21 protein-coding genes are annotated in these 23,110 nt (G+C 64.6%); 15 read left to right on the top strand and 6 right to left on the bottom strand.

Annotated features, from left to right (window positions below; genetic code table 11):
- The first annotated feature begins 293 nt into the window (after positions 1 to 293).
- The 11 genes from EG850_RS04615 to EG850_RS04565 all read left to right on the top strand — a co-directional run bounded on the left by EG850_RS04615 (position 294) and on the right by EG850_RS04565 (position 11,941).
- Entirely contained in the window at positions 294 to 1,199 is a 906-nt protein-coding gene (locus tag EG850_RS04615; protein ID WP_235829207.1) for an ABC transporter ATP-binding protein, read from the top strand.
- Positions 1,196 to 2,074 carry an ABC transporter permease gene (locus tag EG850_RS04610; protein ID WP_124970660.1) on the top strand — a complete coding sequence of 293 codons (879 nt, stop codon included), beginning with the start codon at positions 1,196 to 1,198 and terminating at the stop codon, positions 2,072 to 2,074. Before EG850_RS04615 ends, EG850_RS04610 begins: the two co-directional genes overlap by 4 nt.
- Entirely contained in the window at positions 2,071 to 2,967 is an 897-nt protein-coding gene (locus EG850_RS04605) for an ACP S-malonyltransferase (protein WP_124970657.1), read from the top strand. Before EG850_RS04610 ends, EG850_RS04605 begins: the two co-directional genes overlap by 4 nt.
- Entirely contained in the window at positions 2,964 to 3,713 is a 750-nt protein-coding gene (locus tag EG850_RS04600; protein WP_124970655.1) for an SDR family oxidoreductase, read from the top strand. The genes EG850_RS04605 and EG850_RS04600 overlap by 4 nt, the downstream gene beginning before the upstream one ends.
- Positions 3,714 to 3,781: 68 nt before the next feature.
- Positions 3,782 to 4,051: a phosphopantetheine-binding protein gene (locus tag EG850_RS04595; RefSeq protein ID WP_124970652.1), complete on the top strand. Its 270-nt coding sequence runs from the start codon at positions 3,782 to 3,784 to the stop codon at positions 4,049 to 4,051.
- Positions 4,048 to 4,503, top strand: a complete 456-nt coding sequence (gene fabZ, locus EG850_RS04590; RefSeq protein ID WP_124970649.1) for a 3-hydroxyacyl-ACP dehydratase FabZ — start codon at positions 4,048 to 4,050, stop codon at positions 4,501 to 4,503. The genes EG850_RS04595 and fabZ overlap by 4 nt, the downstream gene beginning before the upstream one ends.
- A gap of 3 nt (positions 4,504 to 4,506) precedes the next feature.
- Positions 4,507 to 6,675, top strand: a complete 2,169-nt coding sequence (locus EG850_RS04585; protein WP_124970646.1) for a GNAT family N-acetyltransferase — start codon at positions 4,507 to 4,509, stop codon at positions 6,673 to 6,675.
- Positions 6,672 to 7,952: a DUF6365 family protein gene (locus EG850_RS04580; protein ID WP_124970643.1), complete on the top strand. Its 1,281-nt coding sequence runs from the start codon at positions 6,672 to 6,674 to the stop codon at positions 7,950 to 7,952. Before EG850_RS04585 ends, EG850_RS04580 begins: the two co-directional genes overlap by 4 nt.
- On the top strand, positions 7,939 to 9,006 hold the full coding sequence (locus EG850_RS04575; RefSeq protein WP_124970641.1) for an aminomethyltransferase family protein: 1,068 nt from the start codon (positions 7,939 to 7,941) through the stop codon (positions 9,004 to 9,006). Before EG850_RS04580 ends, EG850_RS04575 begins: the two co-directional genes overlap by 14 nt.
- Entirely contained in the window at positions 9,006 to 11,381 is a 2,376-nt protein-coding gene (locus EG850_RS04570) for a beta-ketoacyl-[acyl-carrier-protein] synthase family protein (protein WP_124970638.1), read from the top strand. Before EG850_RS04575 ends, EG850_RS04570 begins: the two co-directional genes overlap by 1 nt.
- A gap of 251 nt (positions 11,382 to 11,632) precedes the next feature.
- Positions 11,633 to 11,941 carry a hypothetical protein gene (locus tag EG850_RS04565; protein WP_124970635.1) on the top strand — a complete coding sequence of 103 codons (309 nt, stop codon included), beginning with the start codon at positions 11,633 to 11,635 and terminating at the stop codon, positions 11,939 to 11,941.
- A gap of 9 nt (positions 11,942 to 11,950) precedes the next feature.
- On the opposite strand, the gene EG850_RS04560 is transcribed toward EG850_RS04565, so the two are convergent.
- Complete coding sequence (locus tag EG850_RS04560; RefSeq protein WP_124970632.1) at positions 11,951 to 13,165, bottom strand: class I SAM-dependent methyltransferase; 1,215 nt, start codon at positions 13,163 to 13,165, stop codon at positions 11,951 to 11,953.
- A 140-nt stretch (positions 13,166 to 13,305) separates the two neighbouring features.
- On the opposite strand from EG850_RS04560, the gene groES reads away from it, so the two are divergent.
- The 3 genes from groES (at position 13,306) to guaB (ending at position 16,298) form a co-directional block, all read left to right on the top strand.
- Positions 13,306 to 13,599 carry a co-chaperone GroES gene (groES, locus tag EG850_RS04555; protein WP_124970629.1) on the top strand — a complete coding sequence of 98 codons (294 nt, stop codon included), beginning with the start codon at positions 13,306 to 13,308 and terminating at the stop codon, positions 13,597 to 13,599.
- A 90-nt stretch (positions 13,600 to 13,689) separates the two neighbouring features.
- Entirely contained in the window at positions 13,690 to 14,592 is a 903-nt protein-coding gene (gene rarD, locus EG850_RS04550; protein ID WP_124970626.1) for an EamA family transporter RarD, read from the top strand.
- Between the two features lie 200 nt (positions 14,593 to 14,792).
- A complete protein-coding gene (gene guaB, locus EG850_RS04545; protein WP_124970623.1) occupies positions 14,793 to 16,298 on the top strand; it encodes an IMP dehydrogenase in 1,506 nt (501 codons plus the stop codon).
- Between the two features lie 166 nt (positions 16,299 to 16,464).
- Here the strand turns inward: guaB and EG850_RS04540 are convergent, their stop codons facing one another.
- On the bottom strand, positions 16,465 to 17,343 hold the full coding sequence (locus EG850_RS04540) for a type IV toxin-antitoxin system AbiEi family antitoxin domain-containing protein (protein WP_124970620.1): 879 nt from the start codon (positions 17,341 to 17,343) through the stop codon (positions 16,465 to 16,467).
- 250 nt (positions 17,344 to 17,593) lie between these two features.
- On the opposite strand from EG850_RS04540, the gene EG850_RS04535 reads away from it, so the two are divergent.
- On the top strand, positions 17,594 to 17,935 hold the full coding sequence (locus tag EG850_RS04535; RefSeq protein ID WP_124970617.1) for a VOC family protein: 342 nt from the start codon (positions 17,594 to 17,596) through the stop codon (positions 17,933 to 17,935).
- Positions 17,936 to 18,035: 100 nt separating this feature from the next.
- On the opposite strand, the gene EG850_RS04530 is transcribed toward EG850_RS04535, so the two are convergent.
- The 4 genes from EG850_RS04530 to EG850_RS04515 all read right to left on the bottom strand — a co-directional run bounded on the left by EG850_RS04530 (position 18,036) and on the right by EG850_RS04515 (position 23,104).
- On the bottom strand, positions 18,036 to 20,225 hold the full coding sequence (locus EG850_RS04530; RefSeq protein WP_124970614.1) for an NADP-dependent isocitrate dehydrogenase: 2,190 nt from the start codon (positions 20,223 to 20,225) through the stop codon (positions 18,036 to 18,038).
- A gap of 215 nt (positions 20,226 to 20,440) precedes the next feature.
- The gene (locus EG850_RS04525; protein ID WP_124970611.1) at positions 20,441 to 20,998 is read right to left on the bottom strand and encodes a hypothetical protein; all 558 of its coding nucleotides are present in this window, start codon (positions 20,996 to 20,998) and stop codon (positions 20,441 to 20,443) included.
- Positions 20,999 to 21,145: 147 nt separating this feature from the next.
- On the bottom strand, positions 21,146 to 21,712 hold the full coding sequence (locus tag EG850_RS04520) for a hypothetical protein (RefSeq protein WP_124970608.1): 567 nt from the start codon (positions 21,710 to 21,712) through the stop codon (positions 21,146 to 21,148).
- Between the two features lie 156 nt (positions 21,713 to 21,868).
- Positions 21,869 to 23,104 (bottom strand): exonuclease domain-containing protein, encoded by a 1,236-nt coding sequence (locus EG850_RS04515; RefSeq protein ID WP_124970605.1) that lies wholly within the window; start codon positions 23,102 to 23,104, stop codon positions 21,869 to 21,871.
- Positions 23,105 to 23,110 lie beyond the last annotated feature (6 nt).

The following is a 23,110-nucleotide window of genomic DNA, read 5'->3' as shown; positions in this document are numbered from 1 at the left end:
TCTTGCACCCGCTCTCGCGGGAGCGCCGAAATCAACATTCGGGCGCTCTGCTTGAGCGGGTGCAATTTTGTTGTTGACCAGGGAGATTAGGCACTCGTCCAAGAGTGGACGAGTCAACGTGAACGACGATCAAACGCAGCGTCTGCCGTTCACCTATGGTCCATCAATCGGACTTATGGCAGCCCCAAAGTAACCCCTGGGGTATCCCTGCGGTCCACTTCAACCCCCTACGTTCAACTCTCGTGCCTGCGGCCTCTTCGAGATCCGCAACCGCCGGCACTGAGAGGGAACACGTGATCACCGTCGACGGGCTGACCAAGCGATATCGAACCGTGAAGGCGGTGGATGCACTGTCGTTCGAGGTCGCAGATGGCGAGCTCTTCGCCCTGCTCGGCACGAATGGTGCCGGGAAAACCACCACCATCTCATGCATGACGACGTTGCTTGGCTTCGATGCTGGGGAGATCGTGATCGACGGCCTCACGGTCGGACGTGACGATCACCGCATCCGAGAACGCATTGGCGTCGTTTTCCAGCAATCGCTCCTCGACCCGATGCTGTCGGTTGACGAGAACCTGCGACTGCGTGCGCGCCTTCACGGCGTGGCCGATTCGCGTATTGACGAACTCACCGAACTTGTCGACCTCAAAGGTTTCCGCGATCGGCGGTACGGCGTGCTCTCGGGTGGCCAGAAGCGCCGAGTCGACATCGCCCGCGCGCTGATCAACCGGCCGCAAACCCTCTTCCTTGACGAGCCAACCGCAGGCCTCGACCCACAAAGCCGCGATCAGGTGTGGCGAGCGGTGAGCGGCCTACAACAGGATCTCGGACTGACCGTCGTGCTCACCACGCACTACATGCAAGAAACGGAATCGGCGGACAGCGTCATCGTCATCGACGAGGGACGCATCCTCGCCGAGGGCACACCCATTGAGTTGCGCGCCGAGCACTCGCAGCCCGAGCTCCTGCTTGTGGCCTCAGACGGTCGGCGAGATGACGTGGTCGATGGCGTCGAACGACACCTTCCCGATGCCGATTGGTTCGACGAAGGCGGCGCTGTGCACGTACCGGTACCAAATTCGGCGACCGCGCTCGCCGTACTCAACGATCTCGGCGATGCGGTGAGCACTTTCCAACTCGTGCAGGGATCGATGGACGACGTCTTCCTGCGCCTGACGAACGGACGTGAATCCGAATGACCACCGTGATGACCCTGATCGGCCGAAACCTGCGGATCTATTTCCGGGATCGTGCCGCCGTATTTCTCTCGCTGCTCTCGGCAGTGATTCTGTTGCTCCTTTACCTGCTCTTCCTTGGTTCGCTCCAGGTCGACAACCTCAAGGCGCAGCTTCCGAATAGCGACACCGGCGATATTGGGTGGTTCGTCGGCAGCTGGGTCTTTGCGGGAATCATTACGATCTCGACATTCACCACGGGACTGGCCGCACTCGGCTCCTACGTCGATGACCGTTCCTCGGGCCGCTTCAAAGAATTTCGCGTCTCGCCCATTCGTCGCTGGCAACTCATCCTCGGCTACTTGCTGTCGGCAGTGGTCGTCGCGACGCTCATGAGCACCGTCTTGCTCCTCGGCGGCGCGCTCCTCATGCAAGTGCTCTACGGCCACTTCCCGAGCGCGCTTGGGTTGTTGCAGGCATTCGGTCTGATCGTGCTGCTCTCAACCGCGTTCGCCGCGTTCTCTTCGTTCCTGCTCACGTTCATCGGCACGGCAAGTGCGTACACGGCCATGAGCACCATCGTCGGCACCCTGCTCGGCTTTCTCGCGGGCGCTTACCTGCCACTTGGCCTCCTGTCGACCGAGATCGGCAACGTCATCAACGCGCTGCCATTCTCACCCGCCGCGATGCTCCTGCGGGAGCCATTGGCTGGCCCCGCGCTCGACCAGCTCGCTGGCGGTGTCGCCCAAGCACACACCGAAATCGGGAACTACTACGGCTTCACGCTCTCGATCGGCGATCTCGTCATCGAACCCATCTGGGCGATCGTCGGACTCGTCGTCATGGCAGTCGTATTCACGGCGCTCGGCGCCTGGCGCATCGGACGGAGCCTGCGATGAACCGCAACGGCACCGCAGTGCTCTTCCCCGGGCAGGGGAGCCAGGTACCCGGCATGGGTCGACGCGCAACTGAACAGTCACCTGCCGCCGCCACATTCTTTGATGAAGCGAGCGTCGCAATCGACCGCGATCTGCGGGAACTCTGTTGGCACTCGAGTCTCGAGATGCTCACTCGCACCGAGAATCTGCAACCGGCGCTCACCACGGCGGCGCTCGCGACCTGGATCGCTGATGACCATCGCCCAAACCCGGCAGCGGCAACAGCTGGTCACAGTGTGGGTGCGCTTGCCGCGGCAGCGGTTGCTGGCGCCATATCGCCGGTGACCGCCGTGCAATTGGCAGCCGAGCGCGGAAGGCTCATGGCTGGTGCACCCACAGGTGGGACGATGCTCGCCGTCGCCACGACCAAGACGTTCGACGAGTCGGCCCAGCTCGCCGCCGCGACCGATCTCGCTGCCCAGTTCGATGTCGATGTGGCGGCGGTCAATGGCCCCACCCAGGTGGTCCTTGCGGGCGCCGAAGCGAACATCGCGGCGGCAGCCGCCGCAATTGGTGGTCGCTCGAAGCGCCTCGAAGTGAGCAATGCCTTTCATTCGCGCTTCATGCAACCGGTGGCAGCGGCCTGGTCGCAGACGCTTGGTGAGGTCGAATTCGCCGACGCGCTCGGTTACGTCGGTTGCGTGAGTGGGTCGCATGTGGATGCGGGCGACCGCATCCGCGCCGATCTGCGCGACGGACTCACCTCGCCCGTGCGTTGGCAGGCAGTGATGACCACGCTCGCGAGTTGCGCTGATTTTGACGTGTACGGGCCCGGCCGCGCCATCGCGCGCCTCGCCCGCCCCTATCTCGACGGTCGCCCAGTGCGAATCCACGAAGGAGCAGATGCCCGATGACTGAAGTGAATGCTCGCCCCGTGGCGCTGGTGACCGGTGCATCGCGCGGAATTGGCCGCGCGGCAGCCATCGAACTGGCACGCGTCGGCTACGACATTGCCGGTTGGTACCGCAGCAATGACGACGAAAGCGCGGCGACCGCGCGTGCAGTTGAGGCGTTCGGCGCTCGCTACTTCGGCACCCGTGTCGACGTCGCCGATGAGGATGCGGTGCGCGCGGGCATGCGCGCGATTCGCACCGATTTCGACGGCGCGCTGAGCGCGGTGGTGGTCGCCGCTGGCATCACCAGTGACGGATTCGCCGGCTCCATGAGCGCGGACAAGTTTCGCCGAGTGATCGAGACGAATCTCGTCGGCTCCTTCTTCATTTGCCGGGATGCACTGCGCGCGATGCGGAAGACCGGTGGCGCGATCGTGTTGCTCTCGTCAACCTCAGGTCTGCGCGGACAAGCCGGCCAAGCGAACTACTCGGCGTCTAAAGGCGGCGTCAACGCCCTCACCCAGGCCCTCGCGAAAGAAGGGGCGGCCGCGGGCATCCGCGTCAATGCCGTCGCACCCGGCTTCACCGACACCGACATGGTGCGCGGTATGGACGCCGCCTCGAGGCAGGCGCTTGTCGAGCGCATCCCGCTTGGCCGCATGGGCGAGGCCGAAGAGATCGCGCGAGCGATCCGCTTCCTCGCCACCTCCGAGTCGAGCTATGTGACCGGGCAGATTCTCGCCGTCGACGGCGGCATCACTGCCTGACCTCGACCCCGCCACCTCCCCACCGACGCAGTTTCACCCCTCGCTGAACCCAGAACAAAGGAACCCCCATGTCGCAGTTTGAGAAGGCCACTGAGCGCTTCGAACTTAACTCTCGCCTCCGCGCGCTCCTGCTCGAGGGCCTCGATCTGCCGGATGCACCGGAACAGGTCGACTTTGACCAGCCGCTATTCGGCCGCGGCCTGGAACTTGACTCGCTCGACACCCTCGAAATCGTGAGCCTGCTCGAAGAGGAGTTCGGCGTGTTCGTGTCGGATGAGCAGCGCGCGATCTTCGGTTCGATGAACAAGCTCGCCGACGAAATCGAGGCGAACCAGTGACCAAGTCGCGCCGCTTTGACGCGGATGCGCTGCAACGGATGCTGCCGCATCGCCAGCCGTTCGCGCTCCTTGACCGCGTCGAGGTCAGTGAACCCGGCGCGAATGGCGTGGGCCTCAAGAACATCTCGATCTCTGATCCAGTGTTTGCCGGTCACTTCCCGGGGCACGCGGTGTACCCGGGGGTGCTCCTGATCGAAGCCGCCGGACACACCTGCGGCATCGTGGAGAACGCGGCCGCTGAAGCCGATGCCCCGCCGAAGCTCGGCTATCTCGCAGGCATCCGCAAGTTCTCGTTCAAGCAGACCGTGCATCCCGGTGACCAGGTTGAGTTTCACGTGCGCCGTCGGGCAGTGCTGGGGGATCTTTTCGAGTACGAGTGCCGTCTGATCGTCGACACGAAGACCGTTGCCGAAGGCAATATCGCTGTGGCCACCCGCCCAATCGAGGGGTAAGCATTGGCCATCGAGGTCCGCACTTACACCGATGCCGACGCCGGGGCATTGGCCGACCTGCTCAACCGCAATGCGTATGGCCCGGCCGAGTTTGGCACGACGCTGACCGCCGAACAGGTGCGACAAGTGTTCGCAGAACGCCGCATCACCGAGTGCATTGTGGGCGATGATGGTACGGAGCTGCGTGGCTGCATCGCGCTTGCAATCGGCTCGGGCCGACGAGCGGCCGCACCGCATGAGCGGTTCGCGGGGCTCTTTGTCATCGACGATCGATATCGCAACTCGATGCTCGCCGGGAAGCTCTTTCGCGAAGTCTTTGCCGACCGCATCCGTGCTGGCGGTGTGCGGACCCTGCGTATTGAGGCGAATCCAGCGAATGTGCGGGCATTCCCGCTCTACCTGCGGGTCGGCTTTCGAGCACGGCCGGGCGCCCGCCCTGACGAAGACGGGTATGTGGAGCTCGTCTCCCATCTGCCGGGTGTCATTGACGATCTGATTCGGGCCAACCCCGGCGCCGATGTCGACGAGGTGGCGGTCAAGCTGAATTGGCGGATGATGCGCGCGGGTCGCGATGTCGACCCGGCTGCCGGGGTCGTAGTACGCGACGGCCGCCTGGTCGTCGATTATCCAATCGACACTGGCGACCTCGAACTCACTGCCGTTGTTGACCACGAACTTGGCACCGTCTTGGCGCTGGAACAGACGAGCGGCACCCCAATTGCGTCTCCGGCCGAGGCTACGGTGTCGGCTCCCGAACCGTGCAGCGAGAGAGAACGTATTGCGCTTGCTGACGGCCATGCGCTCGTCATCTTCGACGATGGCACGATCGAATTGCACCGGAACGAACCGGGCCGCGCACCTACCGTGCTTCTGCGCGAGCGCTGGCCGGTTGCCCTCGGCGAGGATGCACCTGCCGTGCGTCGGCAGGGCCACCGGCGTCGCATTCGCGTGCACGAAGTAACGGATGCACAAGCCCAGCGTTGGCAATTGGTCGCTGATGATGATGCCGTCACGCGGGAAGTTCGCATCGGTCATGAGGGCCACGCGATTGACCTAGTGACCTCGCCCAATCGCGACGTTGTCGCACTTACTGCCCCCTGGGTCACCATGCGCGTGGCCGAACACGCACTGCGTGATGACGGCGGTGAATGGCGGGGCGGCCCGGTGCTCCCGGGCCTCTGGCCGAATGACTGGGGTGATTTCGAGGCGGCCCGCGAACCGCTTGCCGCCACCGCGGCCTGGTGGTCCGACGGCATCACGAGCATGCGCCTCGGCTGGACTGGGATTGCTCGCGCCGATAGCCGCAGTGCACCGGCGCTGCACTCGGCGCATCCTGGTGCCGAGGTGCACTTGCGGATTGAGCTGGGTGCCGAAACTCCGCCGCTGACAACGAACCCCGAGGGGCTCCACCGAGTGACGGCAGCGCTACGGCGGCGCCGGGTCGGGGCGTCGAGCACGGCTGAGCCAGCGCTGGTCGTGGATACCGCGCCAACGCGGCTTGACACTGTGGCGGAGCGTGGCACCGTGCGGGAGCTTCACTACGGCGAGCAGCAACTGCGCGTGGCAACGGATGCGGGGCTCATTGATTGGCGGGTCGGCGACACCACGGTGTTGCGCGGCCCCTACCCTTCAGCAACTCCGTTTGGGTCACTCGCCACGCGTCGCACGGGCTTGTGGTGCACACCGCTCGCGGCCCGCGATGACGCTGATCAGGGGGTGGAGTGGGCCGAAGACCGAGAGGCACTCCGGTGGACTGAAGCGACCATTGGTACCGGCCCGCAGCCCGGAAGCTGGCAGCTCGAGGCGCTCGGCGCATCCGGGCTGCGGGTGCGAGCTGACGCCGCAGCCGCCGAGACGGCCATTCACCTCGTGCCCGATACCGGGGGCGCAGGCGAATTTGTCATCAGCGTGCTTGGGCGCCGCTGGCGGGTTGACCCGGGACATCCTTGGCGAGGGGCAGTGGATGCTGCGGCAATTGTCTTGCGCGACGGCCGCGCGCTCGTTCTGGTTCCCACTGGTGCGCGCGCTGAACTCTTCCTCCGTGCGATGACGACCGGGGTGCTCGTCACCGCGCTCGCGGCTGGTCCACTCGACTTGCGGATGCACGTGGTCGAGTCGCGGGCACAAGCCGAGCGGTTCCTCGCATCCGCAGCGCGTGGAGGCGAGGCATGACCAAGCTGCTGCGCATTCTCGCCCCGAGCGCCTGGTCGATTGGGGAACTCGCCAACGCCATCGAGCTGGCGAAGCGGCTCCCGGAGGGATGGCGCGCAGAGGTGCTCGTGTCGGCAAAGCACCTCGACTACGCGCAGGCCGCGGGCGTCGCTACTCGCGTGTTGCCGCGCGGTCGCGCGGCAGCGGCGGCGGTACGAGAAGCGGTGAGTGATGCCGAGGTGAGCGGCATTTTGCTTGCCGATCACCACCTGCTCGGGCTTGAGCGCGTGGGGTTCGGCTATGACGATCTTGCTTCGCGCACGGCGCCACTGGTGGCGTTCGATTCGCTGGCGTTTGGCGTTGGCCCAACTCGGCTCAAGCTCGCGGTGAGCCGGGGGAGCGAAGATCCCATGCTCCGTCGCTGGTTTCCGCCCGAGGTCGATCTTGACCGGGTGCCTGACGGGGTGCCACTGCTGCGGCCGGTACCCGTTGCCGCGCCAATCAGCGAAACACTCGAGACGAGCCGAACGGCACGCATCCGCAGTCTTGATCTCTACGGAGAGAGCGGCCCATGGGGTGACGCGGCGGTGACTGAGCCCGAGCGCATCCGCTCGCGCTTGGGCGTCGAACCGCACCGCAAGCTCGTCGTCGTCGCGATGTCGAATTGGGCGAGCATGGCGATGACGAAGCCGGGGCTCGGTGGGCCGAATCGCGAGCGGGATGCGTACCTGCAATTGCGCTTCACCTGGTTGCACGAGCTCATGCGTCGTCTCGACGAACCGATCGCGCTCGTCGGCGTGAGCGCTGAGGGCTTCGATGCCGAAGGCGCTGATGTGCAGACGATTGCCACCGGCTTCCTGCCGCTCGCCGAGTTCACCGAACTGCTCGCCGCCGCCGATCTCTATCTCACCGACAACCTCACCTCGGGTGCGATGGCGCGCGCGGTGCTGCTCGGTACTCCCGCAGTCACGCTCACCCGCGAAGCCGAATGGCACACCGAGGATGCGTTTGTCACTGCTTGGCTCGCGCAGATGCGGGCGGGTTTCCCCGCGAGCGATTTCGACTACCTCGTGAATCCCTTCGGCTGGATCGACGAACTGCAACCGCTCCTCGCAAACAATGCGTACCTGGCGGCGCTCCCGCGCATCCACGCCCACGATCTTGACGGACAGGTACGCGCCTGCCGCACCGCACTCGACAGCACTGCACAACTAGCGCGAGCCGCACTCAACGCTGCCCGCGGCGCGTTGCCAAGTGGCAGCGAAGCGCTGCTGGCCGCGCTCGATGCGGCCAGCTGACAGTTCACCAAACCTTGTCTTTATCTCCCACCACACCACTCCCGAACCCACGCAGTACCCGAGAAATGGAAACACCATGCTTGAACTCTCCACCAGCTACGACGCGCTTCGCCAGACCGCGGGGGTCTACTGTCGCGGCACCGCCACGGTGCGCATCCACGGCACCGATCGAGTGGCCTTGGCCACGCGCCTGCTCGCGAAGTCGATCGAGTTCGCACCCATCGACAGCTGCGTCGACTCGCTGCTGCTTGACGAGCATGGTGCCCCACTCGGACTTGCGCTCGCGCTCCTGCGCGACGACGCCATCGTGCTCATTACCGAAGCCGACGACGCCTGGTTCGCATTGGCACAGCGTGAAGCGAGTGCCTTCGACGTGACCATCGAGCAAGTCGCCGAGGTGTGCGTTGCCGTCGAGGGCCCGCTTTCGTGGCAGGTCGTGGAGCCGATCGTCACCGACCGCGGGATTGCCGATGTGCTCTTGGGCGAAGTGCTTGAGGCTGAGCTCGCTGGCGAGTCAGTGCTCGTTGCCCGCACCGGTACGACCGCCGAATTCGGCTATGTCGTGGTCGGCAGCGAATCGATCGTGGCGCCGCTCATCGCTGCTGCAGCAGCGGCCGGCGGCGGCGAAATTGACCCGGCCGTGCTCGACCGCGTGCGCGTTGAAACGAACTACCCGGTGTTGCCGCAGCAGCTTGCCGACGCCACCGTGCTCGAAGCGGGACTCGGCTGGTTCGCGACGCTCGGCCGCGAAGACGAGTTCGTGAGTGCCGCCATCGCCGAGCTCGCCGCTCCCGAGCGTCGTGCCATCGCCGCTGAATTCGACGGTGACAGCCCCGCCGCAGGCACCGAGGTGCGCGACGGTGAGCGCGTCATTGGCCGCGTGCTTGTCGCCACTGAGCGCGCGGGCCGCGACACCGGCCTGGCGCTCTTGCTCGTTGACGACCCCTTCGGTGTTCCCGGCCTCGAACTCGATGTCGACGGCGCACCCGCACGCACCCTGGCTCGTCCGACCATCGCCCCGGCCTCGTGGGACGCTCAGATTGGTGTCCGCTAATGCGCATCGCAATTACCGGCTACGGCCTCACCACAGCCGCGGGTGCCGACGCTGACGCGTGCTGGGATGCATTCTGCGAAGCGCGCACCGGCATCGGTGAAAACACCATCGTGCCCCGCGAGGGCGTCATGAGTGATCGTGCCGGCCAGGTGCGCACGCTCGAAGAATCGGATGCACCGCGGCACGACCGTGCGATCCGTCTCGGTGAGCGCGCCCTCGCCGAAGCACTCGAGCGCGCCGGTCTCGAGGGAGACAAGGGCCCGGCGCCCGAACGACGTGGTTTCAGCCTCGGCACTTCGCTTGGCGGCGCTCGCGCGGGGGAGCGCTTTCACCGCGATTGGCTGCAACAGGGCTATGCGGCAACGAACCGCTTTGACCTCGTGGAGTATCCGCTGCATGCCACGGCCGACGCGCTGGCGAGCAAGTTCGGCCTGCACGGGCCCCGCACGGTGCATTCGAATGCCTGCGCCGCCGGGGCAGTGGCCGTGGCCAATGGCTACGAATATCTCGTGGACAATCACGCTGACGTCGTGATCGCCGGCGGCGTTGACCCGCTCGCTTGGCTGTCATTCGGTGGCTTCTCATCGCTCGGCGTGCTCTCGCTCATGAACTGCGCTCCTTACACCCGAAGTGAAGGCATCACCCTGGGTGAGGGTGCCGGCTTCGTGGTGCTCGAACCGCTCGAGCGCGCCATTGCCCGCAGTGCCACGGTCTACGCGGAGCTCCTCGGTTACGGGCTCACCGCCGATGCGTACCACCCGACCGCACCTGACCCGCGCGGTCGCGGCGCACTCAAGGCCATGGATCTCGCACTCGGCATGGCCGGTATCGATCGTGCCGATGTCGACTATGTCAACGGGCACGGCACGGGCACCCCGGCCAATGACACCGGTGAGCTCAAGACCGTTCGCACCCTCGGTGACGGTGGAGTGCCCATGAGCTCGACCAAGTCGATGACCGGTCACACACTTGGCGCTGCCGGCGCAGTGGAGGCGGTCGTCTCGGTGATGACGCTGGAACACCAGAAACTGCATCCGACATATGTGCCCGAGGACGCGGCCGCGCAAGAGGCACTCGCGGCCCTGAAGGCAGCCGCAGAAGTCGATATCGTCGCCGAAACAGCCCGCGACACCAACGTCGACACGGTGCTCTCGAACTCCTTCGCCTTCGGTGGCAACAACGCCTCACTCCTCTTCGGCGCTGCCGGTAAGGAACGCAATGACGATGCCGTATCGCGTCGCGCAGAAATTGGTGTCGAGGTTGTCGGCGTCGCGGGCTTGGCTGGTGCTGCGAGTGATGCATCCGAGTTGCGTGCGGCGTTCGAACGCGGCGAGTCACTCGTGCGTGATGAGGTGGAGTTCGCGCCCGGACGGCGACACCCGATCGGTCGCAGCGATGACAAGGGACTTAGTCGCGGGCTCAACCCGCGCACCCTGCGTCGCTTTGACCGGCTGAGCCTGCTTGCGGTGCAGGCGGTGCACCAGGTCATCGCTGAACAGGGCATTTCGCAGACCGAGCTGGCCGACACCGGGCTCGTGTTCGCGACGTCGACCGGACCGCTCTCAACTGTGGAATCGTTCCAACGCGGACTCATCGTCGATGGTGAGGGCGATAGCAAGCTCTTCCCGAACACCGTGATGAATGCGGCGGGTGGGCACATTGCCATGACGTTCGGCATGCGCGGGCCAACGGCGACCATCTGCGCCGGCGGCACGAGCGGCGTTTCGGCGCTCCATCTCGGTCAGCAGCTCATTCGAAATGGCAGTTGCTCGCGCGTCATTGTGGTGGCTGCCGATGAAGCGAATGAGGCGTTGCTCGCGGGCTATGGCGGGTTCCCCGGCTACCTCACCACTGACACGCTGCGCCCGAACCAGGGCAGTGGCGTCGCCTTCGCTGAGGCCGCGGTTGCGGTAATGCTGGCCGCCCGCACTGATTCGGCGCCCGAGCTTGAGATTGCCGGTATGGGGCTCACCGGTGACGGGCCGGGTGCTGGCCGAATCGGCCGTAACACTGCCGCCTGGCGCCGCTCGTTTGAACTCGCGCTCGAGCGCGCCGGTATCGGCGTCGACGACCTGGATGCAGTGGTCTCGGCCGCCTGCGGACACGAGCCGATCGACCGACAGGAACGCGCGGCGCTCGCTGAACTTGGAGTGGCGGAGGCGGTTCCGGTCGTCCCTGCAAAGGCAATCACTGGCGATTTGCAATCGGTAAGCCCCGTGCTCGGGATGCTTGTGGCGCAGTGGCTTGCCGACGGCGCTGAACTCAAGGTGGATGGTGCGGTCGTGTCACTCGAGCGCAAGGAACAGCCGCGCCACGTGCTCGTCTCGGGCTATGGCATCGGCGGTAGCTTCCAAAGCTACGTCGTGCGCCGATAGGGGTGGTGGTCGCGCAGCTTCCGGCCGTTGCCCGCATCCACATTGAAACTCGCCGCGGCCACTGGCCAAGCGATGCCGGCACTCGGGGACTGCGTCACTGGTTGGCGCAGTCCCCGTGCTGTACCGCGGCGGATCTTGCGGTGCACGCCGACGGACGGCGGGGATGTCGCACCTGTGGCGAATGGACGAGCGCGAGTCACAGTGACGGGGTACTCGCGCTCGCGCGCTCGGCGCATCCGGTGGGAATTGATGTGCAACTGCCGAGACATCGTGCCGCCGCGTTGCGGGTGCTCGCGGCGGCGAGCGGGGTGTCGTCGCCGGGCATAGGCCACTGGGCGCTCGCTGAGGCGACGCTCAAGGCACTCGGGCAGGCCGGTCACCGGCCGAGTCGGCTGCCATTGCCTTCGGAGTTGGCGGGCGAGTTGCGGTGGGAAGCGGAAAGCGGGGAGGCGCTGGCGGGGTGTGTTGTTGATCTCGCCGACCGGCTCGACGTGCCGGTGGGCACCATGCTTGCGGTGGCCTGGGTGGTCGAGCGACGCAGCGTAGCGGAGGCGTGGTGAGGCCAGCGCCTACGCCCGCTCCGCGAGGAGCGCCACCCGACGCTCACCCACGCGCGTGCAGATGAGCGTCGCCGACGCATCCCCGCGCAGCGACAGCCGCTTGCGAAACTCGGCCGGATCAATGTCGACCCCGCGCTTCTTGATTTCAAGCGTGCCAATCTCGCGACGGCGCAGTTCCTTCTTCAGCGTCGATGCATCCAGTGCGAAACGCTCGACCACCCGGAACGATTGCGCGAACGGTGTCGTCACCGCCTCGTCAGTTGTGATCCAGGCGATGCTGGGCGACACCAACCGGCCGTCGAGCCGCCGGGCGAGGTCACCGACGAAGCGCCCGCGAATGAGCGCCGCATCCGGTTCGTGCAGCCACGCACCAAGCTCACCAACTTCGGCATCGCGCGCCTCGGTAGCCGACTCTGCCGCTGCCAACTCGTGCGCGCCGCCATCGCGCAAGACGAGCGCCGAGCGGCGCACGCCTGCCCGTGCCGCGCCGCCGAGCCAAACCGAACACTCGACGAGCTCGCCGCCCACCGACACCCACTGCGCCTCGCCCTCGGGCGGTAGTAACTCGTGCTCGATCGCTGGCCCGAGCTTCACGCCGACCGCCCGGCCGTTCTCGGCTGCCCCGAACGCGAACCCGAGCGACGGTTGCCAATCATTCGGATCAGCCAGCCGCCGAGACTCACCGCGCTCAGTCGCCCCACGCCGCTGCGCGCGCCGCGCCGGATCAAGAAACACCCCGTCAAACTCCGCGAGATCAACGTCTTCGGCCCGCGCCTGATGCACGAGTGCGTTCGGGAACGGCGCGAGATTGTGGGTCGCAATCGCCGCGGTCACCTCGTCAATGTCGACCGCGACGAGTTCAAAGCCCATCGCGGCGAAGGCGAGGGCGTCCGCGCCGATTCCGCATCCCAGATCAACGAGGCGACGCACCTCGGCCGCGCGAAAACGCTGGGCGTGATGCGCGGCGACCTGCAGGCGCGAGGCCTGGGCGAGCCCGTCTTCGGTGAACAGCATCCGGTTCGCAAAGTCGCCGAGCTTGGCCCGCGCGCGGCGACGCAGTTTGAGTTGGGTGAGCACGGCTGCAGACGTGCGCGCGTCGGCACCCGCGCGACGCAGCGCCGTGACCGCCGAGAGCGCATCCTTTGTCGTATCGAGCTCGGCAAACTCGTCGAGCAGCCGCATGGCTTCGGGGGTGAGTAGCGCCTGCAGATCCTCGCGTTCCATCCCCCTACGCTATCGGCGTACAGCGTCGCGGTGGCTCAGGTGGCACGCACGGCCCGGCCGCCCTACACTCGAGTTAGCACCCACAGGGTGGGAGTGCTAACTTTTTCACACCAGCGTTCATGCCAAGAAAGAGGTCAACCGTGTCGGTGAACATTCAGCCGCTCGAAGATCGCATCGTCATCCAGCAGGTCCAGGCCGAGCAGACCACTGCTTCGGGTCTGGTCATCCCGGACACCGCGAAGGAAAAGCCCCAGGAGGGCGAGGTTGTGGCTGTGGGCCCCGGCCGTTTCGACGACGAGGGCGAGCGCATCCCCATGGATGTCGCAGTCGGTGACAAGGTCATCTACTCGAAGTACGGCGGCACCGAGGTCAAGTACGGCGGCGCGGAGTACCTCATCCTCTCGGCGCGCGACGTGCTCGCCAAGCTCGTCTAGTTTCTAGCGCGACTCTTTAGTGGGGCCCGACCAGCAATGGTCGGGCCCCACTGTCGTTCGTAGGTTCGCTGGCGGGCCTAGGATGCGGGAATGACCACCACTCGCGACCCGCATTCTGTGGGGATTGCGCAAGCGCTTCTTGCCTACCTCATCTGGGGTTTCTTCCCCGTGTATTTCTGGCTCGTGCGTCCTTCGGGAACGCTCGAAGTCATTGGTTGGCGCGTCGTGCTCTCGGTGGTGTTCAGTGTCGTGCTCATCGTGGTGATGCGGCAGTGGTCGAAGTTCATCGCTGTGTGGCGGCAACCGCGGCTCGTTGGGGTGCTCGCAGTGGCGGGCTTCTTTGTCATGGTGAACTGGACCCTTTATGTCTGGGCCGTTGAACTCGGCCGCCCGATCGAAGCGGCGCTCGGCTACTACCTCAATCCGCTCATCTCGATCCTGCTCGGCATGATGTTCCTGCGTGAGCGGCTGCGGCCGCTGCAGTGGGTGGCGGTTGGTCTCGCGCTCGCGGCCGTGCTCGTGATGATCCTCGGCTACGGCGAGGTGCCGTGGCTCGCACTCGCGCTCGCCGTCACCTTCGGTATCTACGGCCTCGTGAAAAAGCAGGTGCGCGTGGATGCGGTCGTCGGGTTCACCGTCGAAACCATCACCATGGCACCGGTTGCGGTGCTCTTCTTTGTGCTCGCGATCGCCGGGCCTGGGCTCACGATGGGGCAGATCTCGGGCTGGCACACGACCGTGCTGCTGTTTGCGGGGGTGATCACGAGTCTGCCGCTCCTCCTCTTTGCTGCATCCTCAAAGAAATTGCAGCTCGCAGAGATCGGCATTTTGCAGTACATCACCCCGACCATGCACTTCGTCGTCGGGCTACTGCTGTTCCGCGAGGCGATGCCGCTCGAGCGCTGGGCCGGGTTCGCGCTCGTGTGGCTCGCGCTCATCCTCTTCACCATTGACCTCGTGCGTCACAGCCGTCGCAGGCCCCTCGAAAAGTAAATGCACGCGCATGGATTTATTCCCGCATCCTGTTCGCGGCAAGCGACTTTCGTTGCGCGCCGAACCGCCTAAGATGGGGAACCACCCCGTCCTTCGCCGGTGAATGCGGTCGCGGACGAAGTGCCGCGCACGTGACCAGGCGAGGATGCATCCTGACTTATGCAGTCGCCCAAACTCGTCGAACTGGAGACACGTCCGCAATGACCGAGCACGACCCCTTCGCTTTCACCGGACTCACGTATGACGACGTCCTCCTTCTGCCGGAAGAGACCGACGTCATCCCCAGCGAGGTCGACACGACCACGCAGCTGACCCGCAACATCTCGGTGAAGGTGCCGCTCATCTCGGCCGCAATGGACACCGTGACCGAGTCGCGCATGGCGATCGCCATGGCGCGTCAGGGCGGCCTCGGCATCCTGCACCGCAATATGTCGATCGAAGATCAGGCCGAAATGGTCGACCGCGTGAAGCGCTCAGAATCGGGCATGATCACGAACCCCGTCACCGCGACCCCCGAAATGTCGGTGGCCGAGGTTGACGCGATCTGCGGCGAGTACCGCATCTCGGGTCTGCCCGTCGTGGAAGAAGACTCAGGCAAGCTCGTCGGCATCATCTCGAACCGCGATATGCGCTTCGTACCCGAGAGCGAAATGCACACCACCAAGGTGCACGAGGTCATGACCTCGATGCCGCTCATCACCGCGCCCGTGGGTATTTCGGGGGATGAGGCCTTCCGCCTGCTCGGTCAGCACCGCATCGAAAAGCTCCCTCTCGTCGACGAGGCAGGCGTGCTCAAGGGCCTCATGACGGTGAAGGACTTTGACAAGCGCGATAAGTACCCGGATGCGTCGAAGGACGACCAGGGTCGCCTGCGCGTCGGTGCCGCCATCGGCTTCTTCGGCGACGCGTTTGACCGCGCCGGCGCGCTGCTCGAATCGGGAGTTGACGTGCTTGTCGTGGACACGGCCAACGGCCAGTCGCGCGGCGAGATCGAGATGATCAAGCGGTTGAAGGGTGACCCCGCGTTCGCTGGCATCGATGTCATTGGTGGCAACATCGCAACCTTCGGTGGCGCCAAGGCGCTCATCGATGCTGGTGCCGATGCAGTGAAGGTGGGCGTTGGCCCCGGCTCGATCTGCACCACGCGCGTGGTGGCCGGAGTTGGTGTGCCCCAGATCACCGCGATCTACGAGGCGGCGAAGGCCGCGCGCGGCACCGGTGTGCCGATCATCGCGGATGGTGGCCTGCAGTTCTCGGGTGACATCGCGAAGGCGCTCGTCGCTGGCGCGAACTCAGTGATGCTCGGCTCGCTGCTCGCGGGCACTGATGAGGCGCCTGGCGATCTGATCTTCGTGAACGGCAAGCAGTTCAAGTCGTACCGCGGCATGGGTTCGCTTGGCGCGTTGCAGACTCGCGGCAAGAAGACCTCGTACTCGCGCGACCGTTACTTCCAGGCGGATGTGCCGGCCGACGATGACCTGATTGCTGAGGGCATTGAGGGCAAGGTGCAGTACCGCGGTACCGTGCGTCAGAACGTGTTCCAGCTCACGGGTGGCCTGCACCAGTCGATGTTCTACGTCGGCGCGCGCACCGTGCCCGAGCTGCAATCGCGCGGCCGCTTTGTGCGCATCACGCCGGCTGGCCTGAAGGAATCGCACCCGCACGATGTGCAGATGGTTGTCGAGGCGCCGAATTACAAGCGCTAATCGGCTTCTTGCTTGCGAAAGGGCCCCAGCATCGCGCTGGGGCCCTTTCCAGTGCTTGCTGCAGGTTCAGAAGTGCATGAATGTGCGAATCTGTGCCTGTGGCGGCGCTATCTCCCCTGTGAGAGGAGGTAGCTCTCTGTGAGGCACAGATTCGTACATGCCTTCGCTATGCCGCACCCGAACGCGGCCGGATGTGCCAGTCGGCTCGAATTGCGGCGACGATCTGTCTCTCGCAGTACTCCCATCGATGCATCACGTCGGTGTAGGTGAAGCGCAGCACCGTGTAACCCGCGATGGTGAGTTGACGATCCTTCCAGTGATCCTTGTCGATGCTTTCGCGCGTGCGGTGGAAGTCCAATCCGTCAAGCTCGATGACGAGCCATTCGCCAACGACTAGATCGCATTGCCAGCCCAATAGATTCACTTGCGATCGCACTCTCACTCGAAGCTTTCGTAACCGCATGCGAATCAATGACTCGATGCCGGAATCCGATTCGGAATCAACCAGGTCAAGGGCTTTGACGAGGGTGGCACTCGCGAATGGCCTGAGCTGTTCGAGCTCGGAACGTTCCATACCGAGCCGCAATGCGGAGTCAAGCGCGGCCACCAATTCATCGCGGGGCTGGCAGAGTCCCGCCGTGAGGAGCGCGCGCAGTGGAGTATCCACTGGATCGGTAACTCGATTTCGCCACGGGGAAGGCAGGAGGTGGGGGATGTCGAGTGGTGCAAGCCGACGCCGAATGGGGTCGGTCGGCCAAGTGGACGCTGTCCGACGATTGACACGGATATGCCGTGGATGTGCGCCGTGCGGTACCCACATTCCGTGAATCTCAAGCGCTGAAATGCAACTCAGCGCTCCACCAAGTGCGCGTGCCACCCCAATATCGGTTGGGTTGCCAGGACTCTTATAAAGACCTTGGCGCAAGCGCTCCAATTGACCGTTCTTCACGGCTTCGCTTAACCCTCGCTGTGTCATTCCCGCGGCGAGTAGCTCGGCAGTGTTGGCAACTCCGCCCTGCTGGCGAAGGAGTTCGAGTGGCAACATGCGCGCAGACTTACATTGCTGCCTGTCCCAGTTGTGTCGAGAAGCTTGCCCCTGTGGATCAACCAGTTTCCACAGGGGTGCCGATCAATGTATGAATCTGTGCCTGTGGCGGCGCTATCTCCTCTGTGGAAGGAGATAACGCGCTGTGAGGCACAGATTCGTACAGCACAGACGACGCACAACAAACTATCGTCGCGCGGTGCCACGATTTTTGCCTCAGCACTTGAGCGAATCGATGGAAAGGATGCTCATGGCTAGCTTCAGCGAAATCATCGTGCCAGTGACCGATCTCGCAAGGGCACGCGATTTCTATCGCGTGCTCACCGAAGTCGATCCCTTCGTTGACAGTGAGCACTATGTGGGCTTCATGGTCGGCGAGATGCAGATCGGCCTCGCCAAGGGCAACCCGGGACCGGGTGGCCCGGCAATCTATTGGAAGACCGACGACATTGAAGCCTCGCAGCGCGCGCTCGTCGCTGCCGGTGGCGCGCTCGGCACGGGTCCCAACGAAGTTGGCGGTGGACTCCAGGTGGCGACGGTCACTGACCCGGATGGCAACACGGTGGGCCTCTCGCAGCCGCCGCAGGGGTAGTGTTCGGCGACAACTGCGAGCCAAACGCACAAGTGGGAGCCCCTAGGGGCTCCCACTTGGTGTTTTCGCTCGTAGTTGTGCGAGTTGTCGAACCGACTACCTACGCGAGTTTCGCGAGAATCTCGTTGAACGCAGCCGACGGGCGCATCACAGCCGACGCCTTGTCTGCATCCGGGCGGTAGTAGCCGCCGAGCTCGACGGGCGAGCCCTGCAGCTCGATCAGCTCGGCAGCGATCGCGTCGCCCGACTCGGCGAATGCCTCCGCCACCGGCTTGAAGGCCTCGGCGAGGGCAGCATCCTCGGTCTGCGCAGCGAGCTCTTCAGCCCAGAAGCGTGCGATTGCGAGGTGCGAGCCACGGTTGTCGATCTCACCCACGCGACGCGAGGGCGAGAGGTCCTCATCGAGGAGCTTCTCGGTCGCCTTGTCGAGGGCGTCGGCGAGCACTGCCGCGCTCGGGGCGCCGCGCTCAGCCTCGTGGCGGAACGACTCGGCGAGGGCGAGGAACTCACCGAGCGAGTCCCAACGCAGGTGGTTCTCTTCGACGAGCTGCTGCACGTGCTTCGGGGCCGAACCACCGGCACCGGTCTCGAACAGACCGCCGCCGTTCATGAGCGGCACGACCGAGAGCATTTTGGCCGAGGTGCCGACCTCGAGAATCGGGAAGAGGTCGGTGAGGTAGTCGCGCAGCACGTTGCCGGTCACCGAGATGGTGTCTTCGCCGCGGCGGATGCGGTCGACCGAGAGCTGCGTGGCGTCCTCGGGCGAAAGGATGCGGATGTCGAGGCCCTCGGTGTCGTGGTCGTTCAGGTACTCGTTCACCTTGGCGATGAGGTTGCGGTCGTGCGCGCGGGTCTCATCGAGCCAGAACACTGCGGGGGTGTTCGAGGCGCGAGCGCGCGTGACGGCGAGCTTCACCCAGTCGCGGATGGGCGCATCCTTCGTCTGGCAGGCGCGCCAGATGTCACCGGCGGCGACATCGTGCGACATGAGCACCTCGCCCGCAGCGTTGACCACCTCAACGCGGCCAGCTTCGGCGATCTGGAAGGTCTTGTCGTGCGAGCCGTATTCTTCAGCCTTCTGTGCCATGAGGCCGACGTTCGGTACCGAGCCCATGGTGGTCGGGTCGTAGGCGCCGTTGGCCTTGCAGTCGTCGATGACGACCTGGTAGATGCCGGCGTACGACGAGTCGGGGAGCACCGCGATGGTGTCTGACTCTTCGCCCTGCGGGCCCCACATCTTGCCGCCGATGCGGATCATTGCGGGCATCGAGGCGTCGACGATGACGTCGGAAGGCACGTGGAGGTTCGTGATGCCCTTGTCGCTGTTCACCATCGCGAGGCGCGGTCCGTCAGCGTAGCCCTGCTCGATCGCGGCGAGGATGCCGTCGCGCTCGGGGAGGTCCTGCACGCCGTTGATGATGCCGGCGAGGCCGTTGTTCGGTGAGAGACCGGCAGCGGCGAGCACCTCGCCGTACTGCTCGAACAGTGCGGGGAAGAAGGCGCGCACGACGTGGCCGAACAGGATGGGGTCGGAGACCTTCATCATGGTCGCCTTGAGGTGCGTCGAGAAGAGCACGCACTCATCCTTCGCGCGAGCGATCTGCTCGGCGAGGAACTTGTCGAGTTCGGCGACGCGCATGACGGTCGAGTCGACGACCTCGCCCTCAAGCACCTTCAGGCCTTCCTTGAGAGCGGTGGTGCCGTTCTCGGTGACGAGCTGGATGGTGAGGCTGTCGTCGGCGGGGAGCACGACCGACTGCTCGTTGTGACGGAAGTCGTTGTCGCTCATGGTGGCGACGGTGGTCTTCGAGTCGGCCGACCAGGCACCCATCGAGTGTGGGTGCTTGCGGGCGTAGTTCTTCACGGCCGAGGGAGCGCGGCGGTCGGAGTTACCTTCGCGGAGCACCGGGTTGACGGCCGAACCCTTGATCTTGTCGTAGCGCGCGGTGACCTCGGGCGAGGCGTCGTAGTCGGGCACGTCGAAGCCCTGCGCCTGGAGTTCGGCGATGGCGCCCTCAAGCTGCGGCACCGATGCCGAAATGTTCGGCAGCTTGATGATGTTGGCCTCGGGGGTCTTGGCGAGTTCGCCGAGTTCGGCAAGCGCGTCTCCGATGCGCTGCGCTTCGGTGAGGTTCTCGGGGAAGGTGGCGAGGATGCGGCCTGCGAGCGAGATATCGCGGGTTTCGACCTCGACGCCAGCCTTCGCGGCGTAGGCCTGCACGATCGGCAGGAAAGAGTAGGTTGCGAGGAGCGGAGCCTCGTCAGTGTGCGTGTAGATGATCTTCGCCATGGGCGGCACTCCCTAGTCTGGGCGGACGGTGCGAGAAGAACGCTCGGTGTCGAGATATCTCGACGTCAAGATTTCTTTGCCAGTGTATCGGACGGGGCAGTGGCTCGTCTGTAGTAGGTCGCGAGATGCACCGAGGCTCTCGAAGTGATGGCCGCAGGCTGCTTTGGTCGAGCGAGCGCCACTAGAACGCAATCGGGATGAGCGGAGCACACGATCTATGCGCAGAAATTGGGCTCGCTACTCGGATCAGATTTCGACACTTTGAACGTGCCGCCGGCGTTGGTCACGGTGAACTTCGCTGATTGTCGATCTGGTTCGAGCATGCCGCCACCATCGGCGGCGGTGATCGAAATACCGAAGTTATCGGCGCATCCACCCGCTTCGATGGTGACGGTCGTGCCCTCGACGACGTGTGAAAACAGCGTTGCGTTAGTCACGTTCATATTGCCGGTGACGGTTATTGGTGGCCCCGGGGTGCCGTCGAAGAGAAACGCAAATCGCTCGCTGAGTTCGCCGGTGACCTGCGCTTCAAGGGAACCATCGAGATCGCTCTTGTTGAGCGACGCAGTGACCAGTGCGGTGAGCATCTGTTCGTAGGTGTCGACGGCCAAGGTGAGCGCTTCGTCGTCGGTCATTGTGGTCGGCGTTGCCGCTACTTCGCTTGTCTGCTCGTTCGTGGTGGTGGTCGTGCCTTGCTGGTTAGCATCGGCAGCGCATCCGGCGAGCGCAAAGAGCGCAACGGCAGGGATGAGCAGGGCGCGGGCAGTCTTCACAGTGGTCTCCTCGGGATGCGTGGGCTCAGACTAAGGAATCTTCCGGAAGCCTCGAATCAACCCCCGAGACGACTTGGCAGCTGGTTGATTAGGGTCGCTGGCGCCCGCGCATCCTTTCGGAGGCCTCCGACACCAGTGCGTTCAGCGTCACTCACTGTCCGATTCACAAATGCTGTGGCTGCGCGACTCGATGGAGTAGAGCTGGTCGTAGCCGTCGTCGACAAGGCGCACCGTCAAGATGAATGTGGCCGGTTCTTCGGTCACGAGTGTCATCGTTTCGCCCGACACCGCGTCCACCCAATTCACCTCACTCGTGTCAAAGCAGGTATGAACACTCACTACTTGTGAGCCATCGGCTTCATCGCGGACCGACCAAATCGACGGGTTCGTGAAGCGCGTGAATCCGGACGTGCTCCACTCGCCGCTCCCCGCAACTTCAATGAGTTGCATCCCGACCGAAGTGACTGCCGTGCCCGATCGAGCACCGACTTCGCGAACTGCGGCCTCGAATGCCTCGAGGTCTTCGATGTCGGTGGCGAACATGGTCGCAACGGCCGCTTCGTAGTCGCGATAGGCCTCGAGTACCTCGTGCGTGAGCGTGGCCGCTTCGGCATTCGAAAGCGTACCGGCCCGAGCGGCACCGGCGACAAATGAGCAACCACTGAGGATCAGGATGGTGAGCAATGCTGTTGCGGCGAGCAGGGTTTTGCGCAAGGTCGTGTCCCTTCAGAGTGCAATTGAGCTGGATGACTCATTGACGCGAGCACCATAGGTGCGCTCGCCGACTGGCCCTCAAATGCATCCACAGTCGAACACCTGTGCATAACTCATGCAGTCGTGCACTGAATCGAGCCCAAGACGCCGCTCAAACTAGACGAGCGCGATGGCCCCGAGCTGCTCCTCGAGCCAGTCTTCCGAGACGATAGGGATGCCGTACTGCCGGGCCTTTTTCGCTTTACCCGAGAGCGAGTCGGGGTCGGCAGCGACCAACACGTCGGTCTTTTTGGTGAGCCCGCTTGGCGCGAGGAACCCGGCCGCTTCGAGCGCCTGTTGCCAGTCTTCACGGGGCCGGCGCATGCTGCCGGTGAGCACGATGATGTGGCCAGGATGCAGTGCTACCGGAGCTTCGGTCGCTGCAGTCTTCGTCGCGGCTCGGGTCAGCTTGGCGGCGGCGATCTGGGCCTCATTAAGCGACAGGATGTGGCCCAGCGCATCGAGCTGGGCAACTTCTTCGTTCGTGAGCACGCCATCGGCCCAGGCCGCATCGGCGACCTGCTCAAAGTAGTGCGAATGCAGCTGACGGCAACGTTCAGCTGTGATGCCGTGGGCTGCGGCGAGACGCTCGAGTTCGCCAGCTTCAGCGAGGGTGAGCAGGGCATCTTCGAGGCTGCGGTCGAGTAGCGCGAGGTAGTCAGCTTCTCCGTCGGTTTCGGCCTCGTCTGCGGGGAGTTGCGCGACGACGCGCGCAAGGGGAGCAGTTTCCATAATGGCGTTGGAGCTTCGCGCAATGGCCAGGCCGCGTCGCCCAAGTGGGCGCAGTGAGTGCGCGGCGAATGGTGCGTCGAGCACGCGGTTCCAGAACCGCTGTCCTCGAGAGGCATCGAGGTAGGCGGCGAGAAGGAGCGCGGTGGCCTCAGCGTCGCCGAGCGCGGTGTGGGCATTGACGACGTCGATGTCGTAGGCGGCGCAGCAATCGGCGAGCTTGCGGCTGGCTCCGTGCAAGAAGCGGGATGCCAAGCGCATTGTGTCGAGCCACGCACCCGGGAACTCCTCGACATCGAGCGCACCCGCACGCATCCACTCGGCGGTGAGGAAGCGGCTTTCGAATGTGGCGTTATGCGCAACGATGACGCGCTGGTCGAGCAAGTCGCGCAGTTCGTCGGAGATTTCAGCGAACTTCGGCGCGTTTCGCATATCGGCCCCGGTGAGCCCGTGAATGTGGGTCGGTCCGAGGTCGCGATCTGGATGCACGACCGTCTCCCACCGGTTCGTCACCTGGCCATCAAGGTCGACGTGCACGACGCCGACCTCGATGATGCGGTGATTCTGGGCGGGGTGGAGACCGGTCGTTTCCAGGTCGACAACTGCGAAGCCGCGTGTTTTCATCTCGTA

The organism is Gulosibacter macacae (assembly GCF_003865375.1).
In the GTDB taxonomy this organism is placed as follows: domain Bacteria; phylum Actinomycetota; class Actinomycetes; order Actinomycetales; family Microbacteriaceae; genus Gulosibacter; species Gulosibacter macacae.
Note: the sequence above shows the minus strand (reverse complement) of the source record. Positions and strands in the feature narration are given on the sequence as shown.

Excerpts from the sequence above, each read along its gene's own strand:
- EG850_RS04610 (WP_124970660.1), top strand. The coding sequence starts at position 1,196 with ATGACCACCGTGATGACCCTGATCGGCCGAAACCTGCGGATCTATTTC.
- EG850_RS04605 (WP_124970657.1), top strand. The coding sequence starts at position 2,071 with ATGAACCGCAACGGCACCGCAGTGCTCTTCCCCGGGCAGGGGAGCCAG.
- EG850_RS04600 (WP_124970655.1), top strand. The coding sequence starts at position 2,964 with ATGACTGAAGTGAATGCTCGCCCCGTGGCGCTGGTGACCGGTGCATCG.
- EG850_RS04595 (WP_124970652.1), top strand. The coding sequence starts at position 3,782 with ATGTCGCAGTTTGAGAAGGCCACTGAGCGCTTCGAACTTAACTCTCGC.
- EG850_RS04580 (WP_124970643.1), top strand. The coding sequence starts at position 6,672 with ATGACCAAGCTGCTGCGCATTCTCGCCCCGAGCGCCTGGTCGATTGGG.
- EG850_RS04575 (WP_124970641.1), top strand. The coding sequence starts at position 7,939 with ATGCGGCCAGCTGACAGTTCACCAAACCTTGTCTTTATCTCCCACCAC.
- EG850_RS04570 (WP_124970638.1), top strand. The coding sequence starts at position 9,006 with ATGCGCATCGCAATTACCGGCTACGGCCTCACCACAGCCGCGGGTGCC.
- EG850_RS04560 (WP_124970632.1), bottom strand. The coding sequence starts at position 13,165 with ATGGAACGCGAGGATCTGCAGGCGCTACTCACCCCCGAAGCCATGCGG.
- rarD (WP_124970626.1), top strand. The coding sequence starts at position 13,690 with ATGACCACCACTCGCGACCCGCATTCTGTGGGGATTGCGCAAGCGCTT.
- guaB (WP_124970623.1), top strand. The coding sequence starts at position 14,793 with ATGACCGAGCACGACCCCTTCGCTTTCACCGGACTCACGTATGACGAC.
- EG850_RS04540 (WP_124970620.1), bottom strand. The coding sequence starts at position 17,343 with ATGTTGCCACTCGAACTCCTTCGCCAGCAGGGCGGAGTTGCCAACACT.
- EG850_RS04535 (WP_124970617.1), top strand. The coding sequence starts at position 17,594 with ATGGCTAGCTTCAGCGAAATCATCGTGCCAGTGACCGATCTCGCAAGG.
- EG850_RS04530 (WP_124970614.1), bottom strand. The coding sequence starts at position 20,225 with ATGGCGAAGATCATCTACACGCACACTGACGAGGCTCCGCTCCTCGCA.
- EG850_RS04515 (WP_124970605.1), bottom strand. The coding sequence starts at position 23,104 with ATGAAAACACGCGGCTTCGCAGTTGTCGACCTGGAAACGACCGGTCTC.